The organism is Streptomyces celluloflavus (assembly GCA_000720995.1).
Lineage (GTDB): Bacteria > Actinomycetota > Actinomycetes > Streptomycetales > Streptomycetaceae > Streptomyces > Streptomyces celluloflavus.
Genome location: JOEL01000008.1, coordinates 83,694 through 107,298, shown reverse-complemented (window position 1 = coordinate 107,298; position 23,605 = coordinate 83,694). Strand labels below are relative to the sequence as shown.

Sequence of the window (23,605 nt, the reverse complement as noted above, 5' to 3'; positions counted from 1 at the left end):
TGCCGTAGATTGCCTGCAGAGGGCCGCCGTACGGGATCGCCCGTACGGCAGCGGGACCGGCAAGCACAGGGGTACGCAGGTGGCAGGCGCAAGGCAGGACGTGACGGACGCCCGCAGGGTCGTGGTGAAGGTCGGCTCGTCCTCGCTGACCACGGCGGCCGGGGGACTGGACGCGGACCGGGTGGACGCGCTGGTGGACGTCCTGGCCAAGTACCAGGACAAGGAGGTCGTACTGGTCTCCTCCGGTGCCATCGCGGCCGGCCTGGCGCCCCTGGGGCTGGACCGGCGCCCCCGCGACCTGGCCCGGCAGCAGGCCGCCGCCAGCGTCGGCCAGGGACTGCTGGTCGCCCGCTACACCGCCTCCTTCGCGCGCTACGGCCGCCGGGTCGGACAGGTCCTGCTGACCTCCGACGACACCAGCCGCCGGGCTCACTACCGCAACGCCTGCCGGACGCTGGACCAGCTGCTGGCCATGGGCGCGGTACCGATCGTGAACGAGAACGACACCGTCGCCACCGACGAGATCCGGTTCGGCGACAACGACCGGCTGGCGGCGCTGGTCGCCCACCTCGTCCGCGCCGATCTGCTGGTCCTGCTCTCCGATGTGGACGGCCTCTACGACGGTGACCCGGCCACCCCCGGCACCTCGCGGATAGCCGAGGTCAGCGGGCCGAAGGACCTGGAGGGCATCTCCATCGGCAGCGCGGGCCGGGCCGGCGTCGGCACCGGCGGCATGGTCACCAAGGTCGAGGCGGCCCGGATCGCGGCCGCGGCCGGTATCCCCGTCGTGCTCACCTCGGCCGTGCACGCCGCCGAGGCGCTGGCCGGCGGCCCGACCGGCACCCACTTCCTGCGCACCGGCCGGCGCTCCGCGGACCGGCTGCTGTGGCTCGCGCACGCCTCCACACCGCGCGGTGCGCTCGTCCTGGACGACGGGGCGGTACGGGCCGTCGTCGAGCGGCGCTCCTCACTGCTGCCGGCCGGTATCGCCTCGGTCGAGGGCGAGTTCGCCGCCGGGGACCCGGTCGAGCTGCGGGACGTCACCGGCCGTGCGGTCGCCCGGGGGGTGGTCAATTTCGACGCCCGGGAGATCCCCCGCCTGATGGGGCGTTCGACCCGGGACCTCGCCCGCGAGCTGGGACCGGCGTACGAGCGGGAGGTCGTGCACCGCGACGACCTGGTGGTCCTGCACCACTGACGGCTCGCGGCGCGGAAATACCGGGAGCGCCGGGGGTACCGGGAGTACCGGAGTCCGAGAACACCCGGAAACACCGCGACGCCGATGCGCTGAGGCGCGGGGAATTCCGGTAAACGCCGGTAAGCGCTGGAAAACACAGGGGAGCGCCGGCAAACACGGTCCGCGCCGCGGCGCGAGGACCAGCCTTTCCACGGAGACCTTCTCGAAAACGCCCCCGCGAGGGCCCGCGGGCTGGTCAACTTTGAAGCGGGGCGCCGCAGGTGAGCGGCGCCCCCGGCGCGACAGCGCGCACGACGGAGAACGACCGTACCCATCGGCTCCGCACCCCCGAGGGCGGAACGATGCGCAGCACAGGAGGCCGCCGGTGAGACGAGGGCGCCCAGGGGCACTGCCCCGAGGGACGGCGGGGCCCACCCTGACCAGCGTCGGGACCGGCGAGGACGCCGACGGGCCGGACGACACCGAGCGCGTGGAGCGGAGCGGGGCGGCGCGGGCGGCGCCCCGGGGCGAGCGCCGGGAGGTGTCCCGGCTGTGGCACGTCACGCTGAGCGTCTCGGGGGCGGAGGCTCCCCTGGCGGAGGTCCGGCGGGCGCTGGAACAGCTTGCCCACGACCACCCCTTCCTGCTGACCAGCCGGTACGCCCACGACCACGCCGAAATCCGCTACTGGGAGGAGGCGCGGGACCTCCACGACGCCGCGGCGGTCGCGCTGCGGCTGTGGGGCGAGCACCGCTCGACGGCCCGGCTGCCGCCGTGGGAGATCGTCGGCCTGGAGGTCATCGACCGCGCGACCTACCACCAGCGCCTCGCGGAGGGGTACGGCCCGCCGCCCGCGTCACCGGTCGGAGTCCATCCGTACTGAACGGGCACCGGGCCCGCGCGTGGCCGCATCCGGGTCCGTACCCCTCCCGCCGGGCTCGGTCCCGCACGGTGAACCGGCCCCGGCCGCAGCCCCGCCGTCCGGCTAGGCTGCGGCCATGACCAGCAGCGCATCGTCCTCCTCGCCCGTCCTCGAAACCGCCCGCCGCGGCCAGGAGGCGGCCGCCCTTCTGGCGCCACTGCCGCGCACCGCCCGTGACGGAGCGCTGCTGGCCATCGCCGACGCCCTGGTGGCGCGGACCGGCGAGATCGTCGCCGCCAACGCCGAGGACGTCGCCAAGGCGCGGGCCGCGGGCACCGCGGAGTCGATCGTGGACCGGCTCACCCTCACCCCCGAGCGGATCGCGGCGATCGCCGCGGATGTCCGCGATGTCGTGGCGCTGCCCGACCCGGTGGGCGAGGTGGTGCGCGGCTCGACCCTGCCCAACGGCCTCGACCTGCGCCAGGTCCGGGTGCCGCTCGGCGTGATCGGGATCATCTACGAGGCCCGGCCGAATGTGACGGTGGACGCCGCGGCCCTGTGCCTGAAGTCCGGCAACGCCGTGCTGCTGCGCGGTTCGTCCTCCGCGTACGCCTCCAACAGCGCGCTGGTGGCGGTGTTGCGGGACGCCGTCGAGAGCGCCGGGCTGCCCGCCGACGCGGTGCAGCTGGTGCCCGGCGAGAGCCGTGACTCGGTGCGCGAGCTGATGCGCGCCCGCGGTCTGGTCGATGTGCTGATCCCGCGCGGCGGCGCCGCCCTGATCCGTACGGTCGTCGAGGAGTCCACCGTCCCGGTGATCGAGACCGGTACCGGCAACTGCCATGTCTACGTAGACGAAGCCGCCGACCTCGACATGGCGATCGACATCCTCGTCAATTCCAAGGCGCAGCGGCCCAGCGTGTGCAACGCCGCCGAGACGGTGCTGGTGCACGCCGGGATCGCGGAGCGGTTCCTGCCGCGGGCCCTGGAGGCGCTGACCCAGGCCGGGGTGATCGTGCACGGCGACGCGGCCTGGCAGCAGGCGGGCCCCGGCCTCGTCGCCCCCGCCACGGACGAGGACTGGGCGGCGGAGTACCTCTCGTACGACATCGCGGCGGCCGTGGTGCCCGACCTGGACGCGGCGGTGGCGCACATCCGGCGCTGGTCCTCCGGCCACACCGAGGCGATCGTCACCGCCTCGCAGGCCGCCGCCCGCCGGTTCACCCGGCTGGTGGATGCCGCGGCGGTCGCAGTGAACGCCTCCACCCGTTTCACGGACGGCGGCCAGTTCGGCTTCGGCGCGGAGATCGGTATCTCGACGCAGAAACTGCACGCCCGCGGCCCCATGGGACTGCCGGAGCTGACGTCCACGAAGTACATCGTCACCGGAGACGGCCACACCCGCTGAACCCCCTGCGGATTCGCCGTTCTCCCTGCCCAAAACACCCCTCCGGGGCTACCCTGGACGGGTGCCGGACGACGTGGGGGGCAAGCCGTTCCCGGACGGCGAAGAGCCCAGTGAGCACCACCACGGGAGCCACGGAGAAGCGGATGAAGAGTTCGCCTCCGTGGTCTTCGACGAGGACTTCGTGCGGGCCGCACGGATCCATGAGCCTTCCGCGGCGGAGCGGATGCTGGCCGCCGCGGAGGCGTGCGCGGAGGCCGAGGCGGCCCGCCCCGGGGTCGGGTTCGGCCCCGACGGCGTGGACGGCCCGGACGGTGCCGCCGGCCCGCGCGGCCGCGGCCGTCGCCGGGGCCCGGATGCCGACAACCCGGACGCGTACCGCGAATACGACGAGTACGGGCCGTACGCGCCGCACGGTCCGTACGGCCCCTACGGCGGGGCCCTGCGCCCCTACCGCGGCAGCGCCCGCTGGCACCGGCCGGTGGCCTGGGTGCTGGCCGTGGTGATGGGCATCGGACTGGTCGCGCTGGCCTTCAGCGCCGTCTACCGCGGGGCCTCCGGCCGGACGCAGGGCCCGGCGCCGTCGCCCGCCTCCAGCGGAGTGGACGCGTCCGCCGCCAGCGGTACGGACGGTGTCGGAACGGTGCGCCCCGGCCTGCCGCCGGCCGCACCGGTCGGCTCCGCGCCGCCGTCGGCCTCCGCGGCGCCGCGGGCGCGCTGATTTCCCGGCAAAATTCGTGGCGCATTACCCGGAAAACCGCCCGGGAAAACGGAGCTGTCCGGTGAATTTATCGCACGACTGCGCGTTTACGACCGGCGTCGCAGACCTACCCTTGTTGTATGAGCGGGCCTGGTGACCCTCCCGAAGGGACGCCCGACGGCGCCCCGGGAGGCGGTGAGGACGAATACCGATCCGTTGTTTTCGACGAGTCGTTCGTGCGCGCTGCGCGGCTTCAGGAATTCTCCGCCGATGAGCGGCTGGGCGAGCACCACTCGCCGGCCGTGAAGACCCGCCACCGCTGGTTGCGGATCGGCGGCTCCCGGCAGGCACTGCTGCTGGTGATACTGATCGTGCTGGCCTTCGGCACGGCCGTTTACATGGGCGTGCGCCACCCCTACAAGGCCCCCGACGTGTCGCCCGTGCAGCTGCTGCGGTCCTCGGTCGTACCGCTCGCGCCGGCCGGGGCCGTGCCCGGCGCGACTCCTGACGATCTCTTCACGCACAGCCCGGCGGCGCATTTCCGGATCGGCGCCGCGGGCGTCAATCTGCCGTCCGTCGAACGCACCCAGCACTTCTCCGACAGCCAGGTGGTCTCCGCGCTGACCATCGCGAAGGACTACCTCGTCCGTTCTTCGATCGACCCGGCCACCCTCACCGGCGGATCCGTCCGCCCGGTGCGGCTGCTGCTCGACACCGGCCAACTCGACCAGTTCGACCGGAGCTTGGCGCACCCCGCCGATGACGGGCGCTACGCGGCGACCGGCTGGCTGATCCGCTTCGACCCGGGACAGACCGAACTCGCCGACCGGAACGTACGGGTCGACGGCACGCTCTCCGCGGCGGAGCTGAGCCCGGACGCGCTGGAAGTCTCCGCCGACTACACCTTCGTCTACGCCGTACGGGCCGCACCGGGCGCCGCCCAGCTGAACGCCCCCGCGGGCCACGGCATCGGCAAGGCCACACCGGGCGCCGCCTCGCTGCTGACCGTCCGGCGCGAGGTGCACTTCCGCATCAGCCGAAGCGACCTCAACGAGCACCGCCTGGAGGTCCTCCAGAGCAGCCTCCAGGCGGGGCCGGTGGCCTGCTCGTCGGACCCGGCCGATGTGCTGAGCCCGCTGCTGGCGGGGCAGCACGCCGGGACCGACCGGCCGGCGGGCACCGATCCCTACGCCCACGGCCGGGTCGGCCCCTCGCTCTGCGGTGAGCTGGCGGCTACTTCTCAGCCGAACCCGAGCCATCCGATCCGTTAGCGCCGCCCGAGCCCTTGCCGCCCGCCGGGCCGGAGCCGCCGGGCCGGGAGCCGCCGCGGAAGACCGTGTCGCGCAGCTTGCCGCCCAGATCGCCGGCGCCGCCCGCGATATCACGCACCAGGCCCATCAGCGGGTCCTTGCTGTTGCGCACGGTGTCGGCGTAATGCGTCGCGGAGTCCTTGAAGGAGTCGGAGACCGAGGCGTCCTTGTCCTCGTCACGGCGCGGGTAGTGGCCGTCCATGATGCGCTGGTAGTCGCGGCTGGCCGCCCACTTCTTCAGCTCGGCGGCGCGCACGGTGGTGAAGGGGTGGCTGCGCGGGAGGACATTGAGGATCTTCAGCACGGAGTCGCGCAGATCGCCGCCCGATTCGTACTCCTCGGCCTGCTTGAGGAACGCGTCCACGTTCATCTGGTGCAGATGATTGCCGCCGGCCAGCTTCATCAGCCCGCGCATCGACGCTTCGAGGTCCTGCCCGACCAGCAGTCCGGCGCGGTCCGCGGAGAGCTCCGACTTGCGGAACCACTCGCGCAGCGCGGTCACGATCGCCATGATCGCGACATTGCCCAGCGGGATCCAGGCGACCTTCAGGGCGAGATTCGTCAGGAAGAGCAGGACCGTGCGGTAGACCGCGTGCCCGGACAGGGCGTGGCCCACCTCATGGCCGATGACTGCCCGCATCTCCTCCTCGTCCAGGAGCTCGACCAGGCCGGTCGTCACCACGATGATCGGCTCGTCCAGGCCGATGCACATGGCGTTGGGCTGCGGGTCCTGATTGACATACATCGGCGGGACCTTCTCCAGGTCCAGGATGTGGCAGGCGTCGCGGAGCATGTCGTTGAGATGGGCGAACTGCTGCTCGCCGACCCGGACCGAATCCGACAGGAAGAGCAGCCGCAGGCTGCGCTCCGGCAACAAGCCGCTGAGGGTCTTGAAGACGGTGTCGAATCCGCTCAGCTTGCGCAGCGCCACCAGCGCGGAACGATCCGCCGGGTGCTCGTACGACCGGGACGAGATCCCGGGGAACCGCCTGCGGTCCCGGCTCGGTACCCGCTCGCTGCCGTCTGGGCTCTCCGTCATTGGGGCCTCCCCCTGTTCGACTGCGTGTGTTCAGCGTAGAGGACGCCACTGACAGGAGAATGGATGCTCGGGCGTACGCTGGCGATCGCACCACGGCCGCACCGGCCCCGTACACAAGGGAGCGCACCGTCATGCTGAATCCGAGCGTGCTGCTCGCGGCAGTCCAGGACACGAGCCGGGCCGACGGCCCCGGCTGGATCCTGCGCACCGTGATCATCGTCGGCGTCATCGGCGCCGCCCTCCTCGCGTGGTTCCTGCTCCGGGGCTACAGCAACAACCAGGACTGATCCCGAGGCGGTCTCCGGCGCGGTCCCGGACCGGCTGCCGGAAGGTGCGCCGGGCGCTCGCGGGCGCTCCCGGGTGGAGCCGCCGTGAGCCCGCGGTGAGCCCACGCATACGATGTGGCGGAAGTCTCTGTCCGACCCCAGCCCGGATTGGTCCTGCCGACGATGAGCCTGTACAGCACCGCACAGCCCCTGGTTTCCCTCGCCGAGGCCGGGGAGGGTGGCAACCACGCCAGCCTGAGCCCGTTCGTGACCGGCGGCGGCGCCCTGATTGCCCTGCTTCTCCTGCTCTGGATCGTGACCCGCTTCAACCGGGACCGCTGAGCCCGGCACCCGGCCTCCGGCATCGCGCGTCGCCCAGTAGGGTCTGCACGCATGGGAGAGCACACAGAGCCCGTGAAGCGGCGACTCGGAGTGATGGGCGGCACGTTCGACCCGATCCATCACGGACACCTGGTCGCCGCCAGCGAGGTGGCCAGCCAGTTCCACCTCGACGAGGTCGTCTTCGTCCCCACCGGGCAGCCGTGGCAGAAGAGCCATAAGACGGTGTCCCCGGCCGAGGACCGGTATCTGATGACGGTGATCGCGACCGCGTCGAACCCGCAGTTCTCCGTCAGCCGCATCGACATCGACCGCGGCGGCAAGACGTACACCATCGACACCCTGCGTGATCTGCGCGCGGAGCACGTCGACGCGGACCTCTTCTTCATCACCGGTGCCGATGCCCTCGGCCAGATCCTGACCTGGCACGACGCCGACGAACTGGTGTCGCTGGCCCACTTCATCGGGGTGACCAGGCCCGGCCACGTCCTCGCGGACCCCGGACTGCCCGACGGTGCGGTGTCGCTCGTCGAGGTGCCCGCGCTGGCCATCTCCTCGACCGACTGCCGGGCCCGCGTCGCCCAGGGGGATCCGGTCTGGTACCTGGTGCCGGACGGTGTGGTGCGCTACATCGACAAAAAAGAGCTGTACCGCCACCACCGCTGACGGGGCCGACGGAATGCTGACGGAAAAGGGGCACCGGTGAGCGATCGGCAGGATCCGTACGGGCCGCACGACCCGTATGCCCATGACCCGTATGCCCCGCGGCAGCAGGGGCAGCCGAACCACACCTATGACGCCTACGGGCAGCCGGTGTACCACGACACGTCGCAGCAGCCCTACGAGCAGCAGCACCACGGCCAGTACGACCAGTACGGCCGGCCGGTCGCCGCCGCGCCCTACGACCCGTACGGGGGCAGTACGGGCGCGGACCCGCAGCAGTACCAGGGGCAGCAGCCGTATCAGGGCCATCAGGAGTACGGCTACGACGCCTACGGCAATGGACAGGCGCAGCAGCCGGGCTATCCCCAGCAGTACGACCCGTACGCCCAGCCCCAGCAGCAACAGCCCTACCAGCAGCAGCAACAGCAGCAACAGGAGTGGATCCCGCAGCAGGCGTCGCAGCCGTCGTACGAGCAGATCCCGTACGACGGGCAGCTCTACCAGGAGCCGGTGCCGCAGCGGTACGAGGAGCACCGGCCGCCGGCGCAGCGCGGCCCGTCCGACGGCGCGGAGACGACCGGCACCCCGTCCGGCTCCGCGGCCCCCCAGGCCGCCCCCGCGCCTCCCGCCTCTCCTTCCTCATCCGCTTCGCCTTCTTCGCCCGCCGCGTCCGCTCCGGCCGCCTCCTCGGCCCCCGACTACCGCACCGAGCAGTTCTCGTTCATCGAGGAGCCGGACGAGGACTCCGAAGACGTCATCGACTGGCTGAAGTTCAGCGAGAGCCGCACCGAGCGGCGCGAGGAGGCCAAGCGGCGCGGCCGCAGCCGCATCGTCGTGCTGTCCGTCGTGCTGGCCCTGCTGGTCGTCGGCGGCGTGGGCTATCTGTGGTGGGCGGGCATGCTGCCGGGCCTCTCCGGCGCGGACAGCGGCCCGGCCGCGGCCGGCGCCGGGCAGAAGCGCGACGTACTCGTCGTGCACCTGCGGGACACCAAGACCGGCAACAGCTCGACGGCGCTGCTGGTGGACAACGAGACCACCCACAAGGGCACCACCGTCCTCCTGCCCAACAGCCTCATCGTCTCCAAGGACGACGGGACCACCACCACGCTCGGCAAGTCCGTCAAGGACACGGGCACCGAACCGACCCGGGAGTCCCTCAACACCCTCCTGGGCGCCGACCTCAAGGCCAGCTGGCGGCTGGACACCCCGTATCTGGAGAACCTCGTCGAGACCGTCGGCGGCATCACCCTCGACACGGACGCCACCGTCCCCGACGCCAAGAAGGACGGCCCTCCGGTTGTCAAACAGGGCAGCGCGCAGGTCCTCAACGGGCAGGCGGCCGTCGCGTACGCCACCTACCAGGCTCCGGGCGAGGCGCAGCCCAAGCAGCTGGCGCGGTTCGGGCAGGTCATGCAGGCCACCCTGAAGAAGGTCTCCACCGACGCGGACGGCGCCACGGCCACCGTGAAGTCGCTGCTCCAGGTGCTGGACCCGCCGCTCACCGAGGGCCAGCTGGGCAGCTCACTGGCGCAGCGGGCGGAGCTGGCCAAGGCCGGCGCGTACAGCACCACCGTGCTCTCCGTGCAGGCGGACGGCACGCTCAGCCAGACGGTCGCGGACACGGTGGTCAAGGAGGTGCTCGGCGGCACGGTCAAGAAGACGGACCCCGGGGCGAGCGTCCGGGTCGCGGTCCGCAACGCCAGTGGAGGCAAGGGCACCGGCGCCAAGGCGCAGGCCACGCTGGTCAACGGCGGCTACACCGTCGTCGACGACGGCACCGACGGGACGGCACGGGCCGCGTCCGAGGTCACGTACGCGGACGCCGGCCACCAGGCGCAGGCTGCGGAGGTCGCCAAAACGCTGGGGCTGCCCGCGGGCGCCGTCAAGCAGGGCAAGGGCGCCCCGAATGCCGATGTCACCGTCGTGCTGGGCAAGGACTTCACGGGCTGACCCGGCGCGCGGACCGGGGCGGACCGTCGCCCCGGTCCGCGCGGGCGGCCTCGGTACCGCGCTGACCAGCCGGTTCGAAAAGGCATCCGGGAGTGTCGGCGGTCCGTGAGACCCTTGAGGGGTACCTGACCGCCGATCCGGCCGCCCATGCGGGCCCGCGGCGCGCCGCGGCCTTGCCGCGGACCGCGTGCCCCGGCCGGAAAAGCCGCCCCCGACCCGGAAAGCCGCTTGTGACCGCCACGGACCGCTCCATCGAGCTCATCAACGCCGCCGCTCAGGCAGCGACCGACAAGCTCGCGCACGACATCATCGCGTACGACGTCAGTGACGTCCTCTCGATCACCGACGCCTTCCTGCTGGCCTCGGCGCCCAACGACCGCCAGGTCAAGTCGATCGTCGACGAGATCGAGGAACGGCTCAGCAAGGACCTCGGCGTCAAGCCGGTGCGCCGCGAGGGCGACCGCGAGGCCCGCTGGGTGCTGCTCGACTACGTCGACATCGTGGTGCACGTCCAGCACAGCGAGGAGCGCGTGTTCTACGCGCTGGAGCGCCTGTGGAAGGACTGCCCCGAGATCGATCTCCCCGAGGAGGCCAAGGCCACCCGCGGCAAGGCCGCGGCGCACGCCGAGGCGACGGCGGGCGAACGGGACGGAGAGCTGCACTGAACGGCACCGATGGCGGCCGGGGCCGCCGCATAGTCCTGTGGCGCCACGGCCAGACGGCGTGGAATCTGGAGCGCCGCTTCCAGGGTTCGACGGACATCGAGCTGACGGAGGCGGGTCTCGGGCAGGCGCGGCGCGCGGCCCGGCTGCTCGCGGCCCTCAAACCGGATGCGATCGTCGCCTCCGACCTCCAGCGGGCCGGGGCTACGGCGCGCGAGCTGGCCGTGCTCACCCGTCTCGACGTGACGTACGACGCGGCGCTGCGGGAGAGCTACGCGGGCGCCTGGCAGGGGCTGACGCACGAGGAGATCCTCGCGCGGCACGGCGAGCAGTACGCCGCCTGGAAGCGCGGTGAGCCGGTGCGGCGCGGCGGCGGTGAGCTGGAGACCGAGGTCGCCGACCGGGCCGCCCCGGTCGTGCTCGACCACGCCGGCAAGCTGCCCGACGACGGCACCCTGGTCGTCGTCAGCCACGGCGGCACGATCCGTACCACCATCGGGCGGCTGCTCGGCCTGGACTCCCCGCACTGGGAGAGCCTGGGCGGCCTGTCGAACTGCTGCTGGTCCGTGCTGGGTGAGGGCGCGCGCGGCTGGCGCCTGCTGGAGCACAACGCCGGCACCCTGCCGGAGCCGGTGCTCGGCGACGACGCCTGAGTCCCGTGACCGGGGCCGGCCGACCGGATTTCACATCTGGGCAGGTCGCAGGCTAAAGTTCTTCTTGTTCGCGGCGCCGCCGGGGGAAACCCGGGGGAGCGGAACAAGACCCGGGGCTATAGCTCAGTTGGTAGAGCGCCTGCATGGCATGCAGGAGGTCAGGAGTTCAATTCTCCTTAGCTCCACAGCCCGGATGATCCCGTCTCCTCGCGGAGCCAGTGCCCGACACTGGAACGCGAGGGGACGGGATCACTGCGTTATGGGGGCGCGCTCAGGGGGGACTGCCCCCGTCGGCGGTCCGTGGCAGAATCGGACGGCGTCGGCAGGGGAGGAGAGACCGCGATGCCCACAAGCTCCCTTGAGGAGGCCGATGACCTGCTCGAAGCGGTCGAGGTGCCCGGCGCCGCCCGGCGGCCCGCAGCCGCGCTCCGACGGCCCCGCCCCGCCGACGGTCCCGCGTCCGGAGGATGCCGCGGCGGTGAGGGTTCGGCGCTGCGGTGCCCCTCCTGCGGTTCGCCCCATATCGCGCAGATGCTGGGCGACAACGGAGACATCTCCTTCGTCTGCACGGCCTGCGGCCACAGTTGGAGCTGACTGATGGGGGCTCACAGCAGGAAATGCGACTGGTGCGGCAGCGGTACGCCGATCGTCCGTGACATGGAACCGGTCAACACCGACTACCAGTACTGGTGCGAGGAATGCGCCCGCGCCCTGGTCATAAAGGGCGACCCGATCGAGACCTACCGCGAACTCGACGGGGAGCCGATCTACGGGCGGCTGCTGGACGAGCACTGCACGCTGAAGCGTTTCTACTCCTTCGCCACGGCCTGAACCGGGGCGCGAGGGGCGGTCCGGGCGTGGGCCGTGGCGCTCCGTCAGGGCTGTGTGCGCGCCCGCGGTGCCGGGCCCGTCGCGGGCTCCGGGTCTTCTGTTCCGAGTCTTCCGTTCCCGGTTTCTCGGTCCATGATTTTTCCGTGGTTTTCGCGCGGGGTGGAACTGCCGTGTACCCGCGGGGCGTTGGAGAGCACAAGAGCTGCCGCCGGAAACGGCCGGCGGTAACGGGGGAAGCGACACGGGGGTCGCGACATGACGGAAATGAGTATCGAACCTGCTCGGACGGGTACGGCCGACGGCGCCGAGCGGAACGGAAAGCGGGAAGCCGCGGCCGGACTGACGCCGTTCATCGACGCACTGCGCGTACCGCCGGTCCTGCGGCCCGGCCGCAGCGGAGCCGGACGCGGTATCGACATCGAGCTGAGAACCACCTGGGTGCGGCTGCACAGCCAGCTTCCGCCGACCAAGGTGTGGGCGTATGCCGGGCACTACCCGGGGCCGACCATCGAGGTACGGCGCCGCGAGCGACTGCGCATCGCCTGGGTCAACCGCCTCACCGGCGCCTATCCGGTGACCGCGGCCGAGGCGCGGGCCGTACCGGGAGCACCGCTGCCCACCGACGTACCGGGCCGGACGGGTGCCACCGTCGTCGAGGGGGTGGGCCGCCTGCCGGCCTGGGTCGTGACGCATCTGCACGGCGCCGTGACCGGCGGCGGCAACGACGGCTGGACGGAGAACGCCGTCGCGCAGGGGGACGCGCAGTTGTCGGAGTATCCCAACGACCACCGCGCGGCCACCTGGTGGTACCACGACCACGCCATGGACATCACCCGCTGGAACGTCTACGCGGGCCTGTGCGGGATGTATCTTGTCCGGGACGGTGAGGAGGACGCCCTCCAACTCCCCGCCGGGGAGCACGAGATCCCGCTCGTCATCCAGGACCGCAACCTCGACACGGACGAGGACGGCAGGCTGACGGGCCGTCTGCTGCACAAGACGCTGGTCATCGGTACCGACGCGCAGGGCAGGAACATCACCACGCCGTTCGCCGGCCCGTACACCCTCGTCAACGGCACGATCTGGCCGTACGCGAAGGTCGACGCGCGCTGGTACCGCTTCCGTCTCCTCAATGGCGCCAACGCCCGTACCTTCACCCTCCGGCTGGTGGACGACGAGACGGGGGAGCAGGTCACCGGTGCGGTGCACCAGATAGGTTCGGACGGTGGGCTGCTGCCGCGGCCACTGGCGGTGGACGGCGCCCTCTCGGTGGCTCCGGCCGAGCGGATGGACCTGCTGATCGACTTCGGACGGCTGCGCGGCCGTACGCTCCGGCTGGTCAACGACGCGCCGGGGGTGGCGTATCCGCAGGTGATGCAGTTCCGGGTGGGGGAGCAGAAGGCCGCCGACGGATTCGTGCTCCCGGCGGTGCTCTCCTCGTCGTTCGAGCGGCTCACGCACGACACCGCGCCCAGGCATCAGCACCGGCTGGTCGTGCTCACCCCGCCGGGGCCGGTCGGCGGCGGCCATCCGGAGATCTGGGAGATGCGGCAGGCCGAGCCGGGCACGGTGTGCGTCCCCGGCGAGGGGGTCATCCAGGTCAAGGGCGCCGACGGGGTGGTGCGCACGTATCAGCGCGGCGGCCGGATGTTCGATGACACGCTGGGCTTCATGGTCCGCCACGGCGACTGGGAGCAGTGGAGCTTCCTGAACCTCGGCGGCGCCGGGACGCACCCGATGCACATCCACCTGATCGACTTCCAGGTCCTGAGCCGGGACATCTATCCGGCGGACCCGGAGAGCCCCTTCGACACGGAGCTCGGCGGCACCCGCGCGCCACTGGAGTACGGCGGCGCGGCGCCGATAGCCCCCGGCGACCGGGGCTGGAAGGACGTCATCCAGGTCCCGCCGGGCCAGATGGTGAACGTGATCGGCCAGTTCCGCGGTGCGCGGGGCCGCTTCATGTACCACTGCCATCTGCTGGAGCACGAGGACATGGGGATGATGCGCCCCTTCGTGGTCATGCCGCCGGAGGCGCTGGAGTTCCACCACCATCAGCCGGACGGGAGCCACGGCCACCACGTCCGCTGAGCCGCCACAGCCGGGCCGTGGTCAGCGCGAGCAGCGCCAGACCGGCGATCGGGTAACCGCCGGAGAGCAGCATCTGGACGCCGTTCTGGTGCAGTTCCTCGTGCTGGTGCCAGCGGTGCGGCACCCACCACAGCGCGAACGAGCAGAACAGGAGGCCCATCGCGGCGGTCGCCGCCCACCGGCGGCGGGCGGCGGAGCCGGTACGCGCGAGCGCCTCGGAGCCGAGCAGGATCAGCGCGGGCACGCACCACACCCAGTGGTGCGACCAGGAGATCGGGCTGACCAGCAGGGCGGTCGCCGCGCAGGCGACGGCCGCCCAGGCGCGCTGCCCGCGCAGCAGCGCCCCGGCGGCCAGCGCCAGCCCGAGTACGGCAGTGAGACCGGCCGCCACGAGCCAGGCCATTCCCGGGTCGTGGGTGTGCAGCAGCCGGGCGAGGACGCCGCGCAGCGACTGGTTCGCGGTGATCTCCACCTCACCGACCCGGTCGGCGGCGAACACGATCTCGGTCCAGAAGCGGAGCGCGTCGCGGGGCAGCACGAGGGCGCCGAGGAGGACGGTGCCGAGGAAGGTCAGGGTGGCGACGGCGGCCTGCCGCAGCCAGGGGTTCCAGGCGGCGCGTGCCCCGGCGCCCGAGCGCAGCAGTTGCCAGCCGCGGACGGCGCCGGCCACCGCCAGGAAGACGGCGAACAGCGCCGGGGTGAGCTTGATCCCGGCGGCGATGCCGATGCCGATGCCCGCCCAGCGGTTGGTGTCCTTGCGGGTCAGGTCCCACAGGACCAGGACGGCGAGGAGGAGGTTGATCTGCCCGTAGCGCAGCGTCGTCCACACCGGCTCGCACCACACCAGCAGCGCGGAGAGCGCCAAGGCCGCCGCGGGACGGGGCAGCCGCCGGGGCCGGCCGACCAGACGGAGGGAGAGCTGGACGACGGCGACCAGCAGCAGGAGGTTGCCGGCCGTGGCGAGGGTGCGCATGGTCGGGATGCCGAACAGCGTCAGCGGTGTGAACAGCAGCGCCGCGAAGGGCGGATAGGTGTTGGGCAGATGCGCCGAGGTCGCCACCATGTCGTAGAGGTCCGCGCCGTTGCGGGCGGTCCAGCCCTCGGCGCGGTAGACCATGAGGTCGATCATCGTCACGTGCGCCAGGCGCTGAGCGGTCCAGAAGGCGGCGAAGGAGACAAGGCAGGCCAGGGCCGCCATCGCGGTCGGATGACGGTGGACGAAGCCCCTGCGGAGGCCGGGGCCGCGAGGGTCGGCGGACTGTTCCAGCTCCAGCGCGGTCACGGCGTACGGCTCCCCAGGACGAATCGGGCACGGACGGCCGAGCGTATCCCGCGTGGTGTCCCGGGGCCTGCGGCAGAACGATTTGGCAGAAGCCCGGGAGGGCCGTGTAATGTAGGCGATGCCGCCGAGGGAAACCGGGCGGAAACAAAACAAGGGGCTATAGCTCAGTTGGTAGAGCGCCTGCATGGCATGCAGGAGGTCAGGAGTTCAATTCTCCTTAGCTCCACAGTGATCGAAGCGGGCCGTCCGAGTCGGACGGCCCGCTTCGTCGTGTGCGGACCGGGATACGCCGACGGTCAGCGGCCCCCGCGCAGCTCCCGATATGCGGTTTTCTCTCAGGTTGTGCTGATATCCAGTCAATAGGCGCCCCTGTAAGGGCAGTTGTCTGACCTCTCAGTGATCGTTCATGGTCAATCCTTGTCATTCCTTGGGTGCTTCTTGGTGATCACATGCCCCTGACATGAACAGTTCACCGAAAGAGTGTCGAACCACGTGAGTGTTACATCCGTCGCATTCACCGCTCGCGAGACGCCGCGCACAGGCGCACCGCGGGGCACTCGCTGCGCGCCCGCAGCCCGTGCCGCACACCACCGCGGAGCCGGGCGCCGTGTCACCGCCACCGCATCGCCACAGCAGGGGGTTCCATGAGATCAAGCCGCTCCAGATCACTGCGCGCCCGTTCCGGTCTGGCCTGGGCAGCGGCGCTGCCGCTGGTCGCCGGCGCGCTCGCGCTCGGCGCACCCGCCGCAGACGCCGCGGGACACGACGGCGGCCGGCACACGCTCCAGGGCACCAAGCCCGGGTGGGCCACCCAGCAGGCCGACCAGGGTGCCACCGCCGGTTCCGCGGACGTCAACGCCCGCGTCTACCTGGCCGGCCGCGACGCCAAGGGCCTCGCGGACTACGCCAAGGCCGTGTCCGATCCGCACTCCGCCGCGTACGGGAAGTACCTGAGCCCCGCCCAGGTGCGATCCCGCTACGGCGCCACGCAGGACCAGATAGCCAGGGTGACCGGCTGGCTGAAAAAGTCCGGCCTGAGGGTCACCGGAACCACCAACCGCTATCTCACGGTCCAGGGTGACGCGGCCGCCGCCGCGCGGGCCTTCGCCACCGACCTGCACAACTACCGCAAGGGCGGCCACACCTACCACGCGCCGTCCACCACCGCCTCCGCGCCCGCCGCGCTCTCCGACGCGGTCCTGACGGTCACCGGTCTGGACAACGCGCCGCGGTACGCGCAGCACCACTCCACCGAACTGCCGCCGCCGTCGCCGGTCTTCCGCAACGCCGGCCCGTTCTCGACGTCGTACGGCTCCAAGACGGACAAGAACCTGCCGTCGGCCTACGGGAGCAAGGCGCCGTACGCGATCAAGGGCTACACCGGTAAGCAGCTGCGCGCCGCGTACGGGGCGAAGAAGTGGACCGGCAAGGGCGTCACCGTCGCGATATCCGACGCCTACGCCTCGCCGACCATCGCCCAGGACGCGGACAAGTACGCCGCCCGCAACGGTGACCCGCGCTACCGCCGCGGCCAGCTCTCCCAGGTGCTGCCCAAGGACTACACGAACATCCAGGAGTGCGGCGCGGCCGGCTGGTACGGCGAGGAGACCCTCGACGTCGAGGCCGTCCACGCGGTCGCCCCCGACGCCGACATTGTCTACGTCGGCGGCGCCTCCTGCATGGACAACGACCTGCTCGACTCGCTCGGCAAGGTCGTCGACAGCCACCTCGCGGACATCGTCTCCAACTCGTGGGGCGACGTCGAGGCCAATGAGACCCCGGACGTGGCCGCCGCCTACGACCAGATCTTCCAGCAGGGCGCGGTGCAGGGCATCGGCTTCTACTTCTCCACCGGCGACAACGGTGACGAGCTCGCCCATACCGGTACCAAGCAGGTGGACACCCCGGCGAACTCCGCGTGGGTGACCGCGGTCGGCGGCACCGCGCTCGCCGTCGGCAAGCACGACACGTACCAGTGGGAGACCGGCTGGGGCACCCAGAAGTCGGTGCTCTCCAAGGACGGCAACGACTGGACCGACTTCCCCGGTGAGTTCAACGGCGGCGCGGGCGGCGGCACCAGTAAGTCCGTCCCGCAGCCCTTCTACCAGCGCGGCGTCGTCCCGGACGCGCTCTCCAAGGCGGCCGGCGCCGCCCCGATGCGCACCATTCCGGACATCGCGGCGGTCGCCGACCCCAACACCGGATTCCTGGTCGGCCAGACCCAGTCCCTGCCGGGCGGCAAGCTCGGCTACGACGAGTACCGCATCGGCGGTACCTCCCTGGCGGCCCCGGTGATCGCGGGCGTCCAGGCGCTGGCACAGCAGGCCCGGCACGGCATCGCCATCGGCTTCGCCAACCCCGCCATCTACCAGCGCTACGGCACCGCCGCGTACCACGACGTCACCGACCACCCGCTGGGTGCCGGCCGTGACCTGGCGGTCGTCCGCGTCGACTACGTCAACGGTGTCGACGCCGGCCAGGGCACCACGACCACGCTGCGCAGCCTGGGCAAGGACAGCTCCCTGCACGCGGGCGTCGGCTACGACGACGTCACGGGCGTGGGCTCGCCGGGCGACGGCTATGTGAGCTCCTACCGTCCCTGACGCAGGACCGTTCCGCCGCCCCGGGGTCACGGGCCGCCTTCCGGCCCCACGGGCTCCCTCCCGATCCCCGGGGCCCCCTCCTGGCGCCGGGGATCGCGGGGCCGGCGGCCGGAGCACGGAACGACGCAGGTGGGGCCCGTGCCGGGGAATCCTCGGCGCGGGCCCCGTACGCCCTGCGGTACCCTGGCGCCATGCGTGCCGTACGCCTTCTGCTTAGCGGGCCGCGCTGATCAGTACCGACCGGGCCACTCTCCGTGGCCATCCGGGTCGGCATCGGCGCGGCGTCCCCTCCTGTGCGAGGGGCATTTTTGTTTCCGCAGAAACCGCAGTGTTCGCAGCAGCCGCAGGCAGAGACGATCGATGGAGCTTTGAGGACGATGAGCGAGACGACTACCTCCCCCGCTGCCCATGGCGCGGGCGGTGCCCCCACCGAGGTCGCAGCGCCGCACCGCTACACAGCCGCCCTGGCCGCCGACATCGAGGCACGCTGGCAGGACTTCTGGGAGTCTGAGGGGACCTACGAGGCTCCGAACCCGAGCGGTGACCTGGCCGGCGACGCCGCGCTGGTGGCCCGCCCCAAGAAGTTCATCATGGACATGTTCCCCTACCCCTCGGGTGCCGGTCTGCACGTCGGCCACCCGCTGGGCTTCATCGCCACCGACGTCTACGCCCGCCACCAGCGCATGACGGGCCACAACGTCCTGCACACCCTGGGCTTCGACGCCTTCGGCCTGCCCGCCGAGCAGTACGCGGTCCAGACCGGCACCCACCCGCGGGTCTCCACCGAGGCCAACATCGTGAACATGCGGCGCCAGCTGCGCCGCCTGGGACTGGGCCACGACCTGCGCCGATCGGTCGAGACGATCGACCCGGCGTACTACAAGTGGACCCAGTGGATCTTCGTACAGATCTTCAACTCCTGGTACGACCCGGAGGCGGACGCGGCGCGGCCCATCGACACCCTGGTCGCCCAGTTCGAGGCCGGTACCAGGCCGACTCCCGACGGCCGGGCCTGGGCGGAGCTGAGCGCCGCCGAGCGCGCCTCAGTCCTGGGCGAGTACCGCCTGGCGTACGCCTCGGACGCGCCGGTCAACTGGTGCCCCGGGCTGGGCACCGTGCTGGCCAATGAGGAGGTCACCGCCGACGGCCGGTCCGAGCGCGGCAACTACCCGGTCTTCAAGGCCAAGCTGCGCCAGTGGAACATGCGCATCACCGCCTACGCCGACCGGCTGCTGAACGATCTGGACGCACTGGACTGGCCCGAGGCCATCAAGCTCCAGCAGCGCAACTGGATCGGCCGCTCCGAGGGCGCCCGCGTCGACTTCCCGGTGGGCGACGACGCGCACATCACGGTCTTCACCACCCGCCAGGACACCCTGTTCGGCGCGACGTACATGGTGCTGGCCCCCGAGCACGAGCTGGTCTCGGGCGCCAACGGCACCGGGTCCATCGTCCCGGCGGCCTGGCCCGAGGGCACCCACGACGTGTGGACCGGCGACCATGCCACCCCCGGTGACGCCGTCGCCGCGTACCGCAAGCAGGCCGCCGCCAAGTCGGACGTCGAGCGGCAGGCCGAGGCCAAGGACAAGACCGGCGTCTTCACCGGCGTGTACGCGACCAACCCGGTCAGCGGCGAGCAGGTCCCGGTCTTCATCGCCGACTACGTCCTGATGGGCTACGGCACCGGCGCGATCATGGCCGTCCCGGCGCACGACAGCCGCGACTTCGCCTTCGCGCGCGCCTTCGAGCTGCCGATGCGCTGTGTGGTCGAGCCCGCCGACGACCGTGGCCAGGACCCCGCGACCTGGGACGATGCCTTCGACTCGTACGACGCGAAGATCGTCAACTCGACCGGCGCGGAGATCTCGCTGGACGGCCTGATCGTCACCGAAGCCAAGGCGAAGATCACCGACTGGCTGGCCGACAAGGGCATCGGCGAGGGCACCGTCAACTTCCGGCTGCGCGACTGGCTGTTCAGCCGCCAGCGCTACTGGGGCGAGCCGTTCCCGATCGTCTACGACGAGGACGGTGTGGCGCACGCGCTGCCCGAGTCGATGCTGCCGCTGGAGCTGCCGGAGGTCGAGGACTACTCGCCGCGCACCTTCGACGCCGACGACGCCGACACCCGGCCGGAGACCCCGCTGTCCCGCAACGAGGACTGGGTCGACGTCGAGCTGGACCTGGGCGACGGCGCCGGCCTCAAGCGCTACCGCCGGGAGACCAACACCATGCCCAACTGGGCGGGTTCGTGCTGGTACGAGATGCGCTACCTGGACCCGCACAACGCCGACGCGCTGGTCGACCCGGGCATCGAGCAGTACTGGATGGGGCCGCGCGAGGGGCAGCCGGCCGGCGGCGTGGACCTGTACGTCGGCGGCGCGGAGCACGCCGTGCTCCACCTGCTGTACGCCCGCTTCTGGTCCAAGGTGCTGCACGACCTGGGGCACGTCTCGTCCTCCGAGCCGTTCCACAAGCTCTACAACCAGGGCATGATCCAGGCGTTCGTCTACCGGGACAGCCGGGGCATCGCGGTACCGGCCGCCGAGGTCGAGGAGCGCGACGGCGCGTACTACTACCAGGGCGAGAAGGTCAGCCGCGTCCTGGGCAAGATGGGCAAGTCCCTGAAGAACGCCGTCACCCCGGACGAGATCTGCGCCGAGTACGGCGCGGACACGCTGCGGCTGTACGAGATGGCGATGGGCCCGCTGGATGTCTCGCGCCCGTGGGACACCCGCGCGGTCGTCGGCCAGTACCGGCTGCTCCAGCGGCTGTGGCGCAACGTCGTGGACGAGGCGACCGGCGAGACCACCGTCGTCGACGCGGAGCCCGACGAGGCCACCCTGCGGGCCCTGCACAAGGCGATCGACGGCGTCACCCAGGACCTGGCGAACCTGCGGTTCAACACCGCCATCGCCAAGATCACCGAGCTGAACAACCACCTGACCAAGGTGGGTGGCCCGGTGTCGCGCACGGTCGCGGAGCAGCTGGTGCTGCTGATCGCCCCGCTGGCGCCGCACGTCGCCGAGGAGCTGTGGCGCAAGCTGGGCCACACCGGCACCATCGTGCACGCGGACTTCCCGGTGGCCGACCCGGCGTATGTCGTGGACGAGACCGTGACCTGCGTCGTACAGATCAAGGGCAAGGTCAAGGCGCGGCTGGAGGTCGCGCCGTCGATCTCGGACGCGGACCTGGAGACGGCCGCGCTGGCCGAGCCCGCCGTGGTCGCGGCACTGGGCGGCGCGGGCATCCGCAAGGTGATCGTCCGGGCGCCGAAGCTGGTCAATATCGTGCCCGCGTAGCGAAGCGGTACGGCGGGAGTACCCGTCGGGCACCTTCCCCTACGGGGAAGTTCGGGGCAGGCTGGGGGTTCATTCGGAACGCCCAGCCTGCCCCGGCCGTTTACCGTGGAACTACGTGGAAGTACCGCGCGCGGGGCATGGATCAGGCGCCGCCGACACCCTGGGAGAGCCCATGGAGGCCGCCATCGTCATCTTCGGGCTGCTCTTCACCCTGTTCATCGTGGCCGGGGTGTTCCTGACGGTCAGGGCAGTGCAGGCGGCCAAGCGCTCCGTGGACCGGACGGTCGCCCAGGCCCGCAGAACCGTCGAGGACACCGGCCTGCGGGCCCGCCAGTTCGCCCAGCCGGGTGTGGTCGGTGAGCTGGCCCAGCTGCGGCTCTCACTGCGTACGTCGATGCGCGCCACCCAGGAGGTGCTGCGCACCGGCGCCCGGGACGACGCCTCGCTCAGCGAGTCGCTGGGCCTCTTCGAGCGGCTCAGCGCCCACGGCCATGAGCTGGACGAAGAGCTGAAGAGGCTGGAGCGGGAGCCCGACAAGGCCACCATCGCCGCGCGGCTGCCGGACCTCCGGGAGCGTACGCAGCGGATCGCGCACTCCGCGGAGTCGCTGCGCTGGGCGGCACGCGACCGGGCGCGGAAGTTCGCGGACGACGATCTGGAGGCGCTCAGCGATCAGATCGACATGGAGGCCGGCGCACTGCGGCACTGGACCCAGGAGCCGATGGGCGACCAGGTGCCGGGGGCGGATGCGGCCGGTGGGACGCCGGGCGCTGGTGGTCCCGGTGCGGGGCGTGGTTCCGGTACCGCCGGCGGTGCGGGGGCCGACGGGCGCTCCGGGACGGCGGCCGGCTCGTACTCCTGGGGGCCGGAGGCGGCGGAGCCGTCGGCGATCACTGCCCGGAATCGGCGGACAAAGCCGTCCTACCCGTGGCAGAAGGCCCCGCGGACCGAGGGGACGACCTGAGGGCGTACGGCGGCGGTGGGAGCGTGCGGCGGGTGTGCGGCGGCGGTCGGCGCCGGGAGGCGACCGGCCGGGAGGCCCCTGGCGGGCCGGCGGCCAAAACCGGCGGATTCCGGGAAGCGAAGTTCCGGAAAACGGTCCTGCGAGATCCGGGAACGACCCTGAGAGATCCTGGAACGGGGCCCGCACTGTCGGGCGTGGGAATCCCCGGATAATCTCCCAGTCATGTCCCCCCATGTCGCTATCGTCACCGATTCCACGGCCTACCTGCCGCGGGCGGCACTTGAGCGCCATCAGATCACGGCCGTACCGCTGACCGTCGTCCTGGGGGACCAGGCCCTGGAAGAGGGCACCGAGATCTCGGCGAGATCCGTCGCCCAGGCGCTCCAGAAGCGCCGGCCGGTGACCACCTCCCGGCCCAGCCCCGCGGCGTTCGCGGAGACCTATCGCACGGTCGCGGCGGCCGGCGCGAGCGGCATCGTCTCGCTCCATCTCTCCGCGGAAGTCTCCGGCACCTACGACGCGGCGGTGCTCGCGGCCAAGGAGGCTCCGGTACCCGTACGGGTCGTGGACACCGGGATGGTCGCGATGGCCCTCGGGTTCTGCGCCCTCGCGGCCGCGGAGACGGCGGAGGCCGGCGGGGACGTGGACGAGGCGGTGGCGGCGGCGGAGAAGCGCGCCGCGGGTACCGCCGCCTACTTCTACGTCGACACCCTGGACTATCTGCGGCGCGGTGGCCGGATCGGGGCGGCGCAGGCACTGCTCGGCTCGGCGCTCGCCGTCAAACCGATCCTCCAACTGGCCGACGGACGGATCGAACTGCTGGAAAAGGTCCGTACGGCGTCCAAGGCCATCGCCCGGCTGGAGGAGCTCGCCGCGGAGCGGGCGGGCGTGGGAGAGGTCGATATCGCCGTGCACCATCTCGCGGCGGCGGAGCGCGCGGACGCGCTGGCCGAACGGCTGCGGGAACGGGTGCCGGGGCTGCGCGAACTGCATGTGAGCGAGGTCGGTGCGGTGATCGGCGCACATACCGGGCCGGGGCTGTTGGGGGCCGTGGTGTCGGCGCGGTGAGCGGCGCGACCGACGGCACCCGTGGGTGACGGGATTATCCACAACTGGTCGGCTGTCCACGGTATTTGACGGCGTTCAGCGCGATCGGCGCGAGGTGCTTAGCGTCGGTTGTTATGAACTCTGGATCAGCTTTTCCGTCAGCTCGGCCGGGCTTGTCGTCGTCTCGGTCTGTTTCTGTTCCTTCGGTTGCCTCGGCCGCATCGGTTCCTTCGGCTCTTTCGGCTCCTTCGGCTCCTTCGGCTCTTTCGGTTCCTTCGACTCCTTCGTCTGCCCTTCTTGCTTCGCCCGCTCCGACTGATCTGACTGATCGAGTTGATCCGTCGGCTTCGGTCGATCCGTCTGCTTCGCCCGGGGCGGCGGACCGGTCGGTGGCGCGCCGTCCGTCGGCTCGGTCGGCCGGCGTGACTTCGGGGCCCGGTCGGGCCTCCGGATCTGATGGCCGCG

20 protein-coding genes and 2 tRNA genes are annotated in these 23,605 nt (G+C 71.5%); 20 read left to right on the top strand and 2 right to left on the bottom strand.

What is annotated here, in order from left to right; translation table 11 throughout:
- Window positions 1-79 precede the first annotated feature (79 nt).
- The 5 genes from proB (at window position 80) to IH09_RS09805 (ending at window position 5,412) form a co-directional block, all read left to right on the top strand.
- A complete protein-coding gene (gene proB / locus IH09_RS09825; protein ID WP_094795030.1) occupies window positions 80-1,198 on the top strand; it encodes a glutamate 5-kinase in 1,119 nt (372 codons plus the stop codon).
- A gap of 364 nt (window positions 1,199-1,562) precedes the next feature.
- Window positions 1,563-2,060: a hypothetical protein gene (locus tag IH09_RS09820; protein WP_052855732.1), complete on the top strand. Its 498-nt coding sequence runs from the start codon at window positions 1,563-1,565 to the stop codon at window positions 2,058-2,060.
- A 115-nt stretch (window positions 2,061-2,175) separates the two neighbouring features.
- A complete protein-coding gene (locus IH09_RS09815; RefSeq protein ID WP_052855731.1) occupies window positions 2,176-3,444 on the top strand; it encodes a glutamate-5-semialdehyde dehydrogenase in 1,269 nt (422 codons plus the stop codon).
- A 61-nt stretch (window positions 3,445-3,505) separates the two neighbouring features.
- Window positions 3,506-4,162: an SCO2584 family spore wall biosynthesis protein gene (locus IH09_RS09810; protein WP_052855730.1), complete on the top strand. Its 657-nt coding sequence runs from the start codon at window positions 3,506-3,508 to the stop codon at window positions 4,160-4,162.
- Window positions 4,163-4,281: 119 nt separating this feature from the next.
- Window positions 4,282-5,412, top strand: coding sequence for an SCO2583 family membrane protein (locus IH09_RS09805; protein ID WP_052855729.1), 1,131 nt, complete (start codon window positions 4,282-4,284; stop codon window positions 5,410-5,412).
- Here the strand turns inward: IH09_RS09805 and IH09_RS09800 are convergent.
- Window positions 5,375-6,490 carry a M48 family metallopeptidase gene (locus IH09_RS09800; RefSeq protein ID WP_052855728.1) on the bottom strand — a complete coding sequence of 372 codons (1,116 nt, stop codon included), beginning with the start codon at window positions 6,488-6,490 and terminating at the stop codon, window positions 5,375-5,377. The two genes, IH09_RS09805 and IH09_RS09800, sit on opposite strands and share 38 nt — an antisense overlap.
- A 131-nt stretch (window positions 6,491-6,621) precedes the next feature.
- On the opposite strand from IH09_RS09800, the gene IH09_RS38905 reads away from it, so the two are divergent.
- The 10 genes from IH09_RS38905 to phsA all read left to right on the top strand — a co-directional run bounded on the left by IH09_RS38905 (window position 6,622) and on the right by phsA (window position 13,945).
- Complete coding sequence (locus IH09_RS38905; protein WP_165484691.1) at window positions 6,622-6,777, top strand: hypothetical protein; 156 nt, start codon at window positions 6,622-6,624, stop codon at window positions 6,775-6,777.
- 162 nt (window positions 6,778-6,939) lie between these two features.
- A complete protein-coding gene (locus IH09_RS38900; protein ID WP_165484690.1) occupies window positions 6,940-7,098 on the top strand; it encodes a hypothetical protein in 159 nt (52 codons plus the stop codon).
- Window positions 7,099-7,149: 51 nt separating this feature from the next.
- Window positions 7,150-7,761, top strand: a complete 612-nt coding sequence (gene nadD, locus IH09_RS09795) for a nicotinate-nucleotide adenylyltransferase (protein WP_052855727.1) — start codon at window positions 7,150-7,152, stop codon at window positions 7,759-7,761.
- 36 nt (window positions 7,762-7,797) lie between these two features.
- Window positions 7,798-9,708, top strand: a complete 1,911-nt coding sequence (locus IH09_RS09790) for a LytR C-terminal domain-containing protein (protein WP_052855726.1) — start codon at window positions 7,798-7,800, stop codon at window positions 9,706-9,708.
- Between the two features lie 230 nt (window positions 9,709-9,938).
- Window positions 9,939-10,373 (top strand): ribosome silencing factor, encoded by a 435-nt coding sequence (gene rsfS, locus IH09_RS09785; RefSeq protein WP_052855725.1) that lies wholly within the window; start codon window positions 9,939-9,941, stop codon window positions 10,371-10,373.
- Window positions 10,370-11,023 (top strand): histidine phosphatase family protein, encoded by a 654-nt coding sequence (locus tag IH09_RS09780; RefSeq protein ID WP_052855811.1) that lies wholly within the window; start codon window positions 10,370-10,372, stop codon window positions 11,021-11,023. Before rsfS ends, IH09_RS09780 begins: the two co-directional genes overlap by 4 nt.
- Window positions 11,024-11,135: 112 nt before the next feature.
- Window positions 11,136-11,208: transfer RNA gene (locus IH09_RS09775), tRNA-Ala, on the top strand.
- Between the two features lie 157 nt (window positions 11,209-11,365).
- Window positions 11,366-11,617: a hypothetical protein gene (locus IH09_RS09770; RefSeq protein WP_052855724.1), complete on the top strand. Its 252-nt coding sequence runs from the start codon at window positions 11,366-11,368 to the stop codon at window positions 11,615-11,617.
- Between the two features lie 3 nt (window positions 11,618-11,620).
- Window positions 11,621-11,854, top strand: coding sequence for a hypothetical protein (locus IH09_RS09765; RefSeq protein WP_030413843.1), 234 nt, complete (start codon window positions 11,621-11,623; stop codon window positions 11,852-11,854).
- A 255-nt stretch (window positions 11,855-12,109) separates the two neighbouring features.
- A complete protein-coding gene (gene phsA / locus IH09_RS09760) occupies window positions 12,110-13,945 on the top strand; it encodes an O-aminophenol oxidase PhsA (protein WP_052855723.1) in 1,836 nt (611 codons plus the stop codon).
- Here the strand turns inward: phsA and IH09_RS09755 are convergent.
- The gene (locus tag IH09_RS09755; protein WP_052855722.1) at window positions 13,875-15,227 is read right to left on the bottom strand and encodes a glycosyltransferase 87 family protein; all 1,353 of its coding nucleotides are present in this window, start codon (window positions 15,225-15,227) and stop codon (window positions 13,875-13,877) included. The two genes, phsA and IH09_RS09755, sit on opposite strands and share 71 nt — an antisense overlap.
- Before the next feature lie 153 nt (window positions 15,228-15,380).
- On the opposite strand from IH09_RS09755, the gene IH09_RS09750 reads away from it, so the two are divergent.
- The 5 genes from IH09_RS09750 (at window position 15,381) to IH09_RS09730 (ending at window position 23,161) form a co-directional block, all read left to right on the top strand.
- Window positions 15,381-15,453 (top strand) — tRNA-Ala (locus IH09_RS09750).
- A gap of 418 nt (window positions 15,454-15,871) precedes the next feature.
- A complete protein-coding gene (locus tag IH09_RS09745; RefSeq protein WP_052855721.1) occupies window positions 15,872-17,830 on the top strand; it encodes a S53 family peptidase in 1,959 nt (652 codons plus the stop codon).
- 377 nt (window positions 17,831-18,207) lie between these two features.
- Window positions 18,208-21,129 (top strand): leucine--tRNA ligase, encoded by a 2,922-nt coding sequence (locus tag IH09_RS09740; RefSeq protein ID WP_052855720.1) that lies wholly within the window; start codon window positions 18,208-18,210, stop codon window positions 21,127-21,129.
- A 172-nt stretch (window positions 21,130-21,301) separates the two neighbouring features.
- Window positions 21,302-22,093: a hypothetical protein gene (locus tag IH09_RS09735; protein WP_052855719.1), complete on the top strand. Its 792-nt coding sequence runs from the start codon at window positions 21,302-21,304 to the stop codon at window positions 22,091-22,093.
- Between the two features lie 222 nt (window positions 22,094-22,315).
- Window positions 22,316-23,161, top strand: coding sequence for a DegV family protein (locus tag IH09_RS09730; protein ID WP_052855718.1), 846 nt, complete (start codon window positions 22,316-22,318; stop codon window positions 23,159-23,161).
- Window positions 23,162-23,605: the final 444 nt, after the last annotated feature.

Bases quoted from the DNA above. Each gene is read 5' to 3' on its own strand.
- IH09_RS09805 (WP_052855729.1), top strand. From the start codon at position 4,282: ATGAGCGGGCCTGGTGACCCTCCCGAAGGGACGCCCGACGGCGCCCCG.
- IH09_RS09815 (WP_052855731.1), top strand. From the start codon at position 2,176: ATGACCAGCAGCGCATCGTCCTCCTCGCCCGTCCTCGAAACCGCCCGC.
- nadD (WP_052855727.1), top strand. From the start codon at position 7,150: ATGGGAGAGCACACAGAGCCCGTGAAGCGGCGACTCGGAGTGATGGGC.
- IH09_RS09740 (WP_052855720.1), top strand. From the start codon at position 18,208: ATGAGCGAGACGACTACCTCCCCCGCTGCCCATGGCGCGGGCGGTGCC.
- IH09_RS09800 (WP_052855728.1), bottom strand. From the start codon at position 6,490: ATGACGGAGAGCCCAGACGGCAGCGAGCGGGTACCGAGCCGGGACCGC.
- phsA (WP_052855723.1), top strand. From the start codon at position 12,110: ATGACGGAAATGAGTATCGAACCTGCTCGGACGGGTACGGCCGACGGC.
- IH09_RS09765 (WP_030413843.1), top strand. From the start codon at position 11,621: ATGGGGGCTCACAGCAGGAAATGCGACTGGTGCGGCAGCGGTACGCCG.
- IH09_RS09735 (WP_052855719.1), top strand. From the start codon at position 21,302: ATGGAGGCCGCCATCGTCATCTTCGGGCTGCTCTTCACCCTGTTCATC.
- IH09_RS38900 (WP_165484690.1), top strand. From the start codon at position 6,940: ATGAGCCTGTACAGCACCGCACAGCCCCTGGTTTCCCTCGCCGAGGCC.
- IH09_RS09745 (WP_052855721.1), top strand. From the start codon at position 15,872: ATGAGATCAAGCCGCTCCAGATCACTGCGCGCCCGTTCCGGTCTGGCC.
- IH09_RS38905 (WP_165484691.1), top strand. From the start codon at position 6,622: ATGCTGAATCCGAGCGTGCTGCTCGCGGCAGTCCAGGACACGAGCCGG.
- IH09_RS09730 (WP_052855718.1), top strand. From the start codon at position 22,316: ATGTCCCCCCATGTCGCTATCGTCACCGATTCCACGGCCTACCTGCCG.
- IH09_RS09770 (WP_052855724.1), top strand. From the start codon at position 11,366: ATGCCCACAAGCTCCCTTGAGGAGGCCGATGACCTGCTCGAAGCGGTC.